General features: G+C 43.1%; 7 protein-coding genes and 5 tRNA genes. 7 read left to right on the forward strand and 5 right to left on the reverse strand.

The window, feature by feature from the left end:
• Window positions 1–270: 270 nt before the first annotated feature.
• The gene (gene ilvY / locus CAG57_RS13200; protein ID WP_161431097.1) at window positions 271–1,158 is read right to left on the reverse strand and encodes an HTH-type transcriptional activator IlvY; all 888 of its coding nucleotides are present in this window, start codon (window positions 1,156–1,158) and stop codon (window positions 271–273) included.
• A 133-nt stretch (window positions 1,159–1,291) separates the two neighbouring features.
• On the opposite strand from ilvY, the gene ilvC reads away from it, so the two are divergent.
• Window positions 1,292–2,776: a ketol-acid reductoisomerase gene (ilvC, locus tag CAG57_RS13205; RefSeq protein WP_161428281.1), complete on the forward strand. Its 1,485-nt coding sequence runs from the start codon at window positions 1,292–1,294 to the stop codon at window positions 2,774–2,776.
• 133 nt (window positions 2,777–2,909) lie between these two features.
• Here ilvC and ubiK read toward each other — a convergent pair whose 3' ends face one another.
• From ubiK to CAG57_RS13220, 3 genes are all read right to left on the reverse strand, one after another.
• Window positions 2,910–3,161, reverse strand: a complete 252-nt coding sequence (gene ubiK, locus CAG57_RS13210; RefSeq protein WP_161428280.1) for a ubiquinone biosynthesis accessory factor UbiK — start codon at window positions 3,159–3,161, stop codon at window positions 2,910–2,912.
• A 121-nt stretch (window positions 3,162–3,282) separates the two neighbouring features.
• Complete coding sequence (locus CAG57_RS13215; protein ID WP_161428279.1) at window positions 3,283–6,405, reverse strand: multidrug efflux RND transporter permease subunit; 3,123 nt, start codon at window positions 6,403–6,405, stop codon at window positions 3,283–3,285.
• Window positions 6,406–6,416: 11 nt separating this feature from the next.
• Window positions 6,417–7,523, reverse strand: coding sequence for an efflux RND transporter periplasmic adaptor subunit (locus CAG57_RS13220; RefSeq protein ID WP_161428278.1), 1,107 nt, complete (start codon window positions 7,521–7,523; stop codon window positions 6,417–6,419).
• A 443-nt stretch (window positions 7,524–7,966) separates the two neighbouring features.
• Between CAG57_RS13220 and rep the strand changes: the two genes are divergently transcribed.
• Window positions 7,967–9,985, forward strand: a complete 2,019-nt coding sequence (gene rep, locus CAG57_RS13225) for a DNA helicase Rep (RefSeq protein ID WP_099610862.1) — start codon at window positions 7,967–7,969, stop codon at window positions 9,983–9,985.
• A 70-nt stretch (window positions 9,986–10,055) separates the two neighbouring features.
• Here rep and CAG57_RS13230 read toward each other — a convergent pair whose 3' ends face one another.
• The gene (locus CAG57_RS13230; RefSeq protein ID WP_099610851.1) at window positions 10,056–10,463 is read right to left on the reverse strand and encodes a c-type cytochrome; all 408 of its coding nucleotides are present in this window, start codon (window positions 10,461–10,463) and stop codon (window positions 10,056–10,058) included.
• Window positions 10,464–10,758: 295 nt separating this feature from the next.
• On the opposite strand from CAG57_RS13230, the gene CAG57_RS13235 reads away from it, so the two are divergent.
• The 5 genes from CAG57_RS13235 to CAG57_RS13255 all read left to right on the forward strand — a co-directional run bounded on the left by CAG57_RS13235 (window position 10,759) and on the right by CAG57_RS13255 (window position 11,758).
• Window positions 10,759–10,835: transfer RNA gene (locus tag CAG57_RS13235), tRNA-Arg, on the forward strand.
• Between the two features lie 38 nt (window positions 10,836–10,873).
• A tRNA-His gene (locus tag CAG57_RS13240) sits at window positions 10,874–10,949 on the forward strand.
• A 349-nt stretch (window positions 10,950–11,298) separates the two neighbouring features.
• A tRNA-Pro gene (locus CAG57_RS13245) sits at window positions 11,299–11,375 on the forward strand.
• A gap of 70 nt (window positions 11,376–11,445) precedes the next feature.
• Window positions 11,446–11,521 (forward strand) — tRNA-His (locus CAG57_RS13250).
• Window positions 11,522–11,681: 160 nt separating this feature from the next.
• Window positions 11,682–11,758 (forward strand) — tRNA-Pro (locus CAG57_RS13255).
• Window positions 11,759–11,877 lie beyond the last annotated feature (119 nt).

Genomic DNA, 11,877 nt, shown 5'->3' on the forward strand with positions numbered 1-11,877 from the left:
CGCTCCGCCACTGATAAGAAATCCCTAGCAGCAATGCTGGGGATTTTTTATTGTTCGCTATTAATACGAGAGAAAAGTAGACAGTAGACAGCGGATAATTTTAATTGAATAGATAGAAAGTCGGCCTGTCACGCTGGGGGTCGCGCTTGTTTTTTAATAGCAGGGAGTCCCGTCCGCTCCGCCACTGATAAAGAATCCCTAGCAGCAATGCTGGGGATTTTTGTATTGGGCAAATAGGAAAAATACTAGGATTTGGACTTTCTTGACCCGTCAACAATTTTGGAAGTTACGGATCACCCGCCATAATGCTCTGACTAATGGATCATCGAGTTGCGATCGTTTACAGCACACCCCTAACTTAAAAGGTTTAATTGGCAATACTGAAAGCTTTTGCACCTTATCTCTGAGCGGACTATTGTTGATCACGACATCCGGTGCCACACCAACACCACAACCTAATGCGACTAAACTTACAATGGCTTCATGTCCTGCGATTTGTGCGTAGATCGTTGGTTTAATCTTCATGTGTTTAAACCAACTGTTGGCTCTTTCCCGTGCCGTCCCTGCTTCGGGAACAATAAAGGGGATTTGATTCCAATCAGGAAACTCTTTTTGCAGTTCTTCTAAGAAATGACTCACTCCCGTAGGAGCGATCACTGACAATGGTATTTCACTGATCGTCGCAAACTCAAGTCTTGAAGGAATATGCTCGGGGATAGCAGCAATGGCAATATCCGCTTCATCTTCAAGAATAATTTCAATCGCTTGAGCAGGATCACCCGTGAGTAATTTAAACTCAATATAAGGGTGCTGGAGTCTAAAAGCATTGAGCAAATCCGGTAGATGGCTATAACTGGCCGTAACTGAGCAAAATAAGCGGATCTCTCCTTTTAATTCACTATGTTGTTCATCTAGCTGCAACTCTAATTGCCGCCAATCGTGCAGCATACGTTGAGCAACAGGTAACAGTTTATAGCCGGATGGTGTAATTTCTACGCTTCGATTATCACGAACAAACAAACGGTGACCAATCTCGTCCTCTAGTTTTTGAATTTGTCGACTTAATGCGGAAGGGCTGATATGCAGCATCTTTGCTGTACTGCTAAAATTTTTACTTTCACAGAGATGAACGAAGAGTCGTAAGGTTTTTATATTCATAATTAATGTATCTTGCATTTATTGCAATAACTACTTGTGAATATATCACTTTAAGCAATTAAATGTCCGCATTACTATGACAATATTCGGTGTATCGACACCGGTTGAATGGAACATTATCAAGGAGCACCCAATGGCTAATTATTTCAACACATTAAATTTACGTGAGCAGCTCGATCAACTTGGTCGATGTCGCTTTATGGCTCGAGAAGAGTTTGCGACAGAAGCGGAATTTCTAAAAGGTAAGAAAGTAGTCATTGTTGGATGCGGAGCTCAAGGTTTAAACCAAGGTTTAAACATGCGTGATTCGGGGTTAGATGTTTCTTATGCGCTACGTCAAGCCGCGATTGATGAGCAGCGCCAATCTTATAAAAATGCGAAAGATAACGGATTTACTGTTGGCAGTTATGAAAAACTTATTCCACAAGCGGATCTAGTGATCAACCTAACACCAGATAAGCAACACTCTAACGTTATTGAAACAGTGATGCCTTTAATGAAAGATGGAGCCGCATTGGGCTATTCTCATGGCTTTAATATTGTCGAAGAAGGTATGCAGATCCGAAAAGATATTACAGTAGTCATGGTTGCTCCTAAGTGCCCAGGGACGGAAGTGCGTGAAGAGTATAAACGCGGTTTTGGTGTTCCAACCTTACTAGCGGTACATCCCGAAAACGATCCAAAAGGTGAAGGCTGGGATATTGCAAAAGCGTGGGCTGCTGCAACGGGGGGGCACCGGGCTGGTTGTTTAGAGTCATCTTTTGTTGCAGAAGTTAAATCTGACTTAATGGGTGAGCAAACTATTTTATGCGGCATGTTACAAGCGGGTTCGATTGTATGCTACGAGAAAATGGTTGCTGAGGGTATTGATCCTGGATATGCCGGTAAATTGCTGCAGTTCGGATGGGAGACTGTTACCGAAGCTCTGAAATTTGGTGGTATTACTCATATGATGGATCGTCTATCAAACCCAGCGAAAATTAAGGCATTTGAGCTATCTGAAGAGCTAAAAGATTTATTGCGTCCACTGTATAACAAACATATGGATGACATCATTTCCGGCTATTTCTCTAGTACGATGATGGCAGACTGGGCTAATGATGATGCTGAGCTGTTGGGTTGGCGCGCTGAAACGGCACAAACTGCATTTGAGAATTATCCAGAAACAAATGTGAAAATTGCTGAACAAGAGTACTTTGATCACGGTATTCTTATGATTGCCATGGTTCGTGCTGGGGTTGAGTTAGCGTTTGAGGCGATGACTGCATCAGGCATTATCGATGAATCAGCCTACTACGAATCGTTGCATGAATTACCACTGATTGCCAATACCATTGCACGTAAACGCTTGTACGAAATGAATGTCGTTATCTCGGATACGGCAGAATACGGCAACTACTTATTTGCTAATGTTGCCACCCCATTATTGCGTGAAAAGTTTATGCCAAAAGTCAGTACAGATGTGATTGGTAAAGGTTTGGGTCAGGTTTCCAACCAAGTTGATAATGCAACCTTGATCGAAGTTAATAGCCTCATTCGCAACCATCCTGTGGAATATATCGGTGAAGAACTGCGCGGCTATATGAAAGATATGCAACGTATCGCTGTTGGTGATTGATTCGACTTATCAACACTATAAAAATGTAAATACAACATCGATAATAAAGTAAAAGGGCTTTGTCTTAAGACTGAGCCCTTTATATGATCGAAGATAGGAAAAACCAAGCCGATCCTAATAGAGTAAGCATTGATTACCGGTTAGCCAGTTTTTTTTCCAATTCCGCCAGTTTTTGCTCCATTTCTGTCAGCTTTTGTCGAGTACGTAGCAATACTTGGGTTTGTACATCGAACTCTTCACGGCTGACCATATCCAATTTATTCAGTTGACCTTGAATCACTTGACGAACTTTCTGCTCTACATCTGCGCCTAGATCTTTAACCGGTTGCGGCATAGATTCGTGAATCTGTTTTGCAATTTGCTCAATTTTCTTTGGATCAAACATTGTTTATTCACTCCTATATTTATTCTGCTCATTCTATGCAATTCATCATTGAAAGTCGCCAGTTGGTGATGAAAAAGGCCACAAGAGTGGCCTTTGGTAACGATTAAATGGTATGCCTTGATTACTTATTTTCAGCTAATTGACGCTGAGCAGCTTTGGCTTCATCAATTCTTGCCAGTTTTTCTAAGTCTTTATCTTCAACAAAGATAGGCAGTGGTTTGTGCTTCTCGGCAAGGTAGCTATAAATCACGGGTAGAACAAATAGCGTGAATAGCGTCCCAATTGATAAACCAGCGACAATAACAATCCCAATACTAAAGCGCTGAGCTGCTCCGGCACCGGTGGCATACATTAATGGAATCAGACCCGCAATCATGGCTGCAGTCGTCATTAGAATTGGGCGTAAACGCACTTTAGCTGCTGCTTTTACCGCTTCAATTCTATTGAGCTTATTGTGGAGTTGCTCTTCTTTGGCAACCTCACAAATTAAGATACCGTGTTTAGTGATTAGCCCAACCAAGGTAATTAAGCCGACCTGTGAATAGATATTCATGGTTGATGCGCCCCAAGCTAAGGCAATCAAAGCACCACAAATAGCCAGAGGAACGGAAACCATGATCACGAGAGGATCTTTTAACGATTCAAATTGGATAGCAAGCACCAAGAAGATAATCGCAAGCGCTAAACCGAAAGTGACATAAAGAGCACTACCTTCAGTTACATATTGGCGAGCCTCACCCATGTAGTCATGGCTATAGCCTTTTGGTAACTTAGTTGATGCTATATTTTCAAACCAGCTGATGGCATCACCCATCGCCGTTCCTGGTGAAGGAACCGCTCCAATTGTTGCTGAATTGAGCTGGTTAAAGTGTGGTAGAGCGCGAGGTTCGGCCACGACATCAATAGTAATTAAACTACCTAAAGGGATCATTTTTCCATCGATTGCCCGTACAAAGTAGTTGTTCATTGACTCTGGATTGAGACGCCATTTTCGTTCGACCTGCGGAATCACCTCATAAGAGCGACCACTGAGATCGATACGATTGACATAACCATCAGCCATCATGGTACCGAGAGTGATACCAATATCCTGCATGGTCACACCATAAGAGCCAGCTTTATCCTTATCGATGTTGATTTTCATGGTCGCGGAATCATAATTAAGGTCTAGGTTTGAGTAAACAAACAATGGACTTGATTGCACTTCCACGAGCACATCACTAGCGATAGTGAATAAGCTTTCAAAAGCATTCGGTGTGGTCATCACAAATTGAATGGGAAGACCAGAGCCTGCGCCTGGTAATTCAGGCATCTGGAATGTTGTCACGGCCATTCCTGGAATATCTTTAACCAAGTTACCGACACGAGTAGTAACCTCTGCTTGGCTTGCTTGACGTTCACTCCAAGGGACTAAAGAAGCAATCCCAAACGCTTGGTTTGATTGAGGTACGCCAGTAAAAACCTGAGCAAATTGTACTTCGGGTTGAGCTGATAAGATTTTATTCACATCATTCATGGTATTTGATAGGTAATCCAAGTTAGCATTGGATTGACCGGTACCTAATAGCATCACTACGCCTTTATCTTCAGAAGGCGCAAGTTCGCTAGGAATGAACTTAAATAAAATCGGTAAACTTGCAAACACAATCAAAGCAAAGGCGATCACAACTGGGCGGTGATCCATCACTGACTGCAACATATTGCCATAGCGTTGTGTCATTTTATCCAAGAGATGATGCACTTTTTGTTCAAATTTGTTTGGCGTTTCATTTGCCTTTAACATTTTTGAACACATCATAGGGGAAAGCGTTAAAGCAATAATACCAGAGACAAATACAGCCCCCGCTAAGGTTAGCGCGAACTCTTTAAATAGGGCTCCGGTTATGCCTCCCATTAGTGCAATTGGTGCGTATACCGCCCCTAAGGTTAATGTCATGGAAATCACGGGGACCGCGATTTCTCGTGTACCGATAATAGCAGCCCTAAATGGGGATTCACCTTCTTTAATATGTCGATCAACGTTTTCTAAGACAACAATGGCATCATCGACAACTAGGCCAATCGCCAATACCATCGCCAGCAAGGTCATTAAGTTCCACGAGAAACCCATCGCCTGCATCACCATAGCAACACCAATCAATGAAAGAGGTATTGTTACTATTGGAATGATCACTGCGCGTATAGAACCAAGAAATAGCGTAATAACCACCAGTACGATGATGGCTGCTTCAATGATGGTTTTAATGACTTCATGAATCGACTCATTAATTGCCACGGTCGAGTCATACATCACATTCATTTTGATGTTGCTTGGCATATTGCGTTTAAGTTCGGGAATCACTTCCCAAACATCTTTGGCAATATTGATTGGGTTAGCACTAGGAGCCGCGTTGATAGCAGCAACAACCGCTTCTTGACCATTCGCGCTCGCTCGGTAGGTATCGTGACTTTTTGCTAAAGTCACTTTGGCGATATCTCCTAAGCGAGTCACATTACCATCTTCAGTTTTTACAACTAAGTTTTCTAATTCCTCTACATTAGAGACTTGTGTGTCAGCGCTACCATTAAACAAGACAAACTCACCAATCGCTTGACCCGTTGCTGATTGGTAGTTGTTCGCACTTAACACGCCCATAACGTCTGCGGCGGTTAAATTAAATGCCGCCATTTTGGCCGGATCCAGCCAGACTCTTAATGCGTATTTCATACCACCATATAGATCGATGCTCGAAATACCATCTAAAGAGTAGAGTTGTGGGTTGATAACCCGCTGTAAATAATCGGTAATTTGGCTGGAGTTTAATTCATTACTGGTAAACCCAATATACATAACCGCTGTTGTTGACCCCGTCGACATTGTGACGGTTGGGTCTTCAGCTTCTTTAGGAAGCTGAGAACGAACAGAGTTGGTTTTTGCCAAAATATCAGACAACGCCGCATTTGAATCGGTGTTGAGTTTCATATTGACAGTGATTTTTGAACTACCTAATACCGATTGTGAAATCATGTAATCAATATTATCCGCTTGTGCAATTGCCTGTTCTAATGGCTGCGTGATGAAGCCTTGAATCAAGTCAGCACTCGCACCATAGTAACTGGTTGAGACGGTCACTATGGTATTAGTCATTTCAGGGTATTCACTGACCTGCATTTTGAACACCGCTTGTAAACCAAGCAGTGCAATCAAAAAACTGATCGATACCGCTAAAACTGGACGTTTAATAAAAACATCAGTAAAGCGCATAATTCCTCCGGTTACAGCATTGGTGTTTCAGCGGGTGGAGTTGTGGCGTCACTTTCTACAATACGAACTTTGACACCATTACTTAAACGTACCTGACCAGAAGTGACAACAATATCTCCAGCCTTAACCCCTTCAAGGATGTGCGCAATATTTTTCTTACGTTCACCGACTTTAACCACTCTTTGTTCAACACGTTTAACCCCATCTTGTTCTGTGATAACAAAGACATTATCACCATAAAGGGTAAATGTGATTGCCGTTTGCGGTAAGGTTACTTGCTCGGCGAGCTTGGGTAAAATGATGTTGGCTCGAGCAAACATCCCACTACGTAATTTACCTTCACTGTTGGGAATATCCGCTTGGACTTGGATCAGACCACTTTGTACACTAACGGCGGGCTCGATAGCACTGATCGACCCCTTGAAGGAGCGGTTCGGATACGAGTCAACAAAAATGTCTACTTCTTGATCCATAGAAATACGTGAAATATCCGTTTGCGGCACGGTAAAACGTAACCGCATAACACTGGTATCTTCGAGGCGAACAATATCTGTGCCTGGTTGTAAATATTGGCCAAGATAGACATTACGAATGCCCACTACACCAGCAAAAGGGGCTTTGATTTCACGCCGAGCAATCGTCGCTTTTAAACTTTCAATATCCGCAGAAAGTGAATAATAGTTAGCCTCTGCTTCATCAAATGCCTCTTGAGAAATTGAGCCTTTACTAAATAAGCCTTTATACCGCTCATATTTTGCTTTAGCAGCAGGGAGGCGAGCTTGAGAGCTTTTTAAATTTGCTTTTTCAACTTCAGAGTCAAGTAAAAGTAAAGGTTGGTTTTCTTCAACTTGAGTGCCTGAGTCAAATAGAATTCGGTCAATCACACCACTGGTTTCTGTGGTGAGCGTCACTCCTTGATTTGGTTCGATAAACCCGATCGCTTCAATGACAGGAACCCAATCGACCGAGTTAACCGTTGTTACCGTCACTGGAAATTCGGCTTCTGGCCGATTCGCCATATATTCAGCGATCTTCTGTTGTTTAAATAAATTGAAACCTATCACGCTACCAAATAGCAGTACCACGATAAGTAACATAAAAAATGTCCACTTTTTCATTCTGGTGAGAACTCCAAGTTAATATTGAATGATTGTGTCCCAACGAGCATCGACTACTACTTCCAGGCTTTCGTCATCCAGTTGAAATACCCATATATCAAGAGATGATGCATGGGCGACGGTTATTTAAAGACTCGGCTGAGTACTACGCAGCCCCTAATACATCTTCAACAACAGGGAATGCTTGATAACAGTAAACATTCTCTGCTTAAGTGACCTTAAATTGCAACCTGTTGTTATCGTTTTGTTTGCATATTATCCATGACAGTATAGAGCTTCCTTGGTGATGTTAACTTAACCGTCACGCCCACATTATAGCCTATAACCTAGTCATTTATGCAATACACTTGTGCAGTAAATTTAATGATACTGAGTTCTTTTCTTGGAGCTTAAGCTGAACAAGCAGTATCATGGCAGGCCCGAATGATAAGATTAAAAACACTATGAAGCTCAACTCAAGACAAGAAGAAGCAGTCAAATATGTATCAGGTCCTTGCTTGGTTCTGGCTGGTGCTGGTTCGGGAAAAACCCGTGTGATTACCAATAAAATTGCTTATCTCGTACAGCAATGTGGTTATAAAGCTCGCAATATTGCCGCGGTAACCTTTACTAATAAAGCGGCACGCGAAATGAAAGAGCGAGTGGGGCAAACGCTTGGTAAAACCGAATCTCGAGGTTTGATGGTCTCCACCTTTCACACGTTAGGGCTCAATATCATTCGGCGCGAATATAAGCATCTCGGCCTAAAAGCGGGCTTTTCATTATTTGACGATCAAGATCAGTTAGCATTACTCAAAGAACTTACGGATAAACAACTAGAGGGTGATAAAGATTTATTACGCCAACTATTGAGTACCATTTCCAACTGGAAAAATGATCTGGTCTCCCCTGAGCAAGCGAAAGCGCTCGCTAAAGGGGAGCTGCAACAATTATTCGCCTTCTGTTTTGATTGTTACCAAAAACAGATGCGAGCCTATAATGCGCTTGATTTTGATGATCTCATTTCATTACCGGTATTATTGTTACGTAGCCAGGAAGAAGTCCGTCAACGTTGGCAAAACCGTATCCGTTATCTACTCGTGGATGAATACCAAGATACCAACTTGAGTCAATACGAGTTGGTGAAATTACTGGTCGGGGAGCGTGGTCGATTAACCGTAGTGGGTGATGATGATCAATCCATTTACTCTTGGCGCGGAGCGAAACCGCAAAATCTTGTTCAATTAGGGTGTGATTTTGCCAACTTAAGGCTGATCAAATTGGAGCAAAATTATCGCTCAACGAGTCGAATCTTGCGAGCGGCGAATATTTTGATTGCCAATAACCCTCATGTGTATGAAAAAAAACTGTTTTCTGAAATACCTGAGGGCGAAAAGCTCAAAGTGATTATCGCTAATAATGAAGACCATGAAGCGGAGCGAGTGACTGCTGAACTGATCGCGCACAAATTTCTTAACCGTACCGCCTATCGTGATTACGCTATCTTATATCGTGGCAACCATCAGTCTCGATTAATTGAAAAGTTACTGATGCAAAACCGAGTTCCGTATAAATTATCAGGAGGTACTTCATTTTTTGCGCGCGCTGAGATCAAAGATATCATGGCGTATCTGCGCGTATTAGTGAATCCAGATGATGATAATGCCTTTTTACGCATCGTAAATACTCCGAAGCGAGAAATTGGCCCCGCAACCTTAGAAAAATTGGGCAGTTATGCCAATATGCGCGGAAAAAGTTTATATGCGGCGAGTTTTGAACTTGGTCTTGAGCAGCATCTTTCGGGACGCGGACTAGATAACTTACGTCGTTTTACCGAGTGGCTAGTCGCTATTGCAGATAATGCTGAACGAGGAAATACTGTGGAAGCGGTACGTTCGCTGGTACGTGATATCCATTATGAAGACTGGTTATACGAAACGTCTTCCAGCGCTAAAGCGGCAGAGATGCGCATGAAGAACGTCTCTGAACTTTACTCATGGATTGTTGCTGATTTAGCAGGTGAAAATAACGATCAGCAAGAGAAGACCTTACAAGAAGTCGTACAACGTTTAACGCTACGCGATATGATGGAGCGTGGAGAACAAGATGACGACAGTGATGCTGTACAACTGATGACGTTACACGCATCGAAAGGTTTAGAATTTCCTTACGTGTATTTAATTGGCGCTGAAGAAGGTATCTTGCCACATCAAACCAGCATTGATGAGGATAATGTCGAAGAAGAGCGACGGTTAATGTACGTCGGTATTACCCGTGCTCAAAGAGAGTTAACCTTCACCTTATGTAAAGAACGCCGACAATTTGGCGAATTACTAAAACCGACCCAAAGCCGCTTTTTAGATGAATTACCTTATGATGATGTGGCGTGGGAAACCAAGAAAAAAGTCCTTTCGCAAGAAGAGCGGATGAGTAAAGGGCAAGCCCATATTGCCAATATAAGGTCGATGTTTAATAAAAAATGATCCAATCAGAGCCTAGTGCCAACCGACCCCAGTAGCCAAGCTCTGAGCAGAGGTTATCGGGTGCCGCCGACTATAGCCCGGCGATCATATGTTCAATGGCAGCAACAATTTCTTCATCGGAACAATTCATGCATGTGCCGCGGGCTGGCATTAGGTTAAAACCTTGTATGGCATGTTTGGCTAATACATCTTTACCTTGTGCAAGCCGAGGAGCCCAATCTTGAGCATCTCTAGTTTTGGGTGCTCCAGTTACTCCCGTTGCATGGCAGGCGGTACAAAAAGTTTTATAGACTGTCTCGCCATCACGAGGGCCGATAGGCTCTTCTTTTATCGGTTCATTACCAGCAAGATAAACGTTGCCGACAGGTTTGATGCGTTCAGCGATAGCATCATAATCACTGGGGCTCATCGCAAATACTGCGGCCGAAAAGGTGAACGTAGCAAATAGTACGCTTAAGGCTGATCGAGACATATCCATTAACTCACTTTACATTGCAAGGGTAAGCGTATCTTACCTAAATTTTATACTAAGATTGGGTTCTATTGATTTAAAATGATAAAACCTGTTAAATCAATGTAAATATAGAGTAAGTATATCCCGTTCGGATGTTGCAATAAACAACAAGTTGCGATCTTCAAGGGATGAATCACATCCTGTTCGGTCATTTTATCGCAGCGGTTGATGAAAAAGCCGTCAAACGAGAAAAAAAGTTAAAAAAGTACTAGACGACCTTAGGGGATATACGTATTATTCCACTCCGCCGATAGGGCATGCGCCCGTAGCTCAGCTGGATAGAGCGTTGGCCTCCGGAGCCAAAGGTCGAAGGTTCGAATCCTTTCGGGCGCGCCATCTGGTGGGTTGATTGGTGCATGTTGGCAACATTGATGGTGGCTATAGCTCAGTTGGTAGAGCCCCGGATTGTGATTCCGGTTGTCGCGAGTTCAAGTCTCGTTAGCCACCCCATTATTTAGGTAACCGATGTTCCCTTTCTTGATTAAATTCGAGATAAAATAAGTAACAGGTTTTGTCGGTGAATAGCGCAATTTAGTGGCGCATCCCGGGTTTAGGAGTGGCGGACCAGAGGGCGACCCTCGTTCGATGCTCCTAAAGTAAAAAATTGTTTCGGTGAATAGCGCAGTTTGGTAGCGCATCCGGGTTTAGGAGTAGCGGACCAGAGGGTGACCCTTGTTCGATGTTCTTAAAGTAAAAAATTGTTTCGGTGAATAGCGCAGTTTGGTAGCGCATCCCGGGTTTAGGAGTAGCGGACCAGAGGGTGACCCTTGTTCGATGCTCCTAAAGTAAAAAATTGTTTCGGTGAATAGCGCAGTTTGGTAGCGCATCTGGTTTGGGACCAGAGGGTCGGGGGTTCGAATCCCTCTTCACCGACCACTTATTAAAAAGCTAGCCCATGGCTTAGCTTAAAATAACGGCAGGCAAGCGGTTATTGCAAAAGTTGATGGTGGCTATAGCTCAGTTGGTAGAGCCCCGGATTGTGATTCCGGTTGTCGCGAGTTCAAGTCTCGTTAGCCACCCCATTATTTAGGTAACCGATGTTTCCTTTCTTGATTAAATTTGAGATAAAATAAGTAACAGATTTTATCCGTGAATAGCGCGATTTAGTAGCGCATCCCGGGTTTAGGAGTAGCGGACCAGAGGGTGACCCTCGTTCGATGTTCTTAAAGTAAAAAATTGTTTCGGTGAATAGCGCAGTTTGGTAGCGCATCTGGTTTGGGACCAGAGGGTCGGGGGTTCGAATCCCTCTTCACCGACCACTTATATTGAGCCCTAGTCGAGAGACTGGGGCTTTTTACTTTCTGTTAGTGATTGAGAGGGTCGGGGGTTCGGCTGATATTTAGGATCCACTCTTCACCGGCCAATGTATTGAGCCCTA

The sequence above is a fragment of the Vibrio sp. V30_P3S12P165 genome, from assembly GCF_009904905.1.
GTDB classification, from domain to species: domain Bacteria; phylum Pseudomonadota; class Gammaproteobacteria; order Enterobacterales; family Vibrionaceae; genus Vibrio; species Vibrio fujianensis.

Bases quoted from the DNA above. Each gene is read 5' to 3' on its own strand.
- ilvY (WP_161431097.1), bottom strand. From the start codon at position 1,158: ATGAATATAAAAACCTTACGACTCTTCGTTCATCTCTGTGAAAGTAAA.
- ilvC (WP_161428281.1), top strand. From the start codon at position 1,292: ATGGCTAATTATTTCAACACATTAAATTTACGTGAGCAGCTCGATCAA.
- ubiK (WP_161428280.1), bottom strand. From the start codon at position 3,161: ATGTTTGATCCAAAGAAAATTGAGCAAATTGCAAAACAGATTCACGAA.
- CAG57_RS13215 (WP_161428279.1), bottom strand. From the start codon at position 6,405: ATGCGCTTTACTGATGTTTTTATTAAACGTCCAGTTTTAGCGGTATCG.
- CAG57_RS13220 (WP_161428278.1), bottom strand. From the start codon at position 7,523: ATGAAAAAGTGGACATTTTTTATGTTACTTATCGTGGTACTGCTATTT.
- rep (WP_099610862.1), top strand. From the start codon at position 7,967: ATGAAGCTCAACTCAAGACAAGAAGAAGCAGTCAAATATGTATCAGGT.
- CAG57_RS13230 (WP_099610851.1), bottom strand. From the start codon at position 10,463: ATGGATATGTCTCGATCAGCCTTAAGCGTACTATTTGCTACGTTCACC.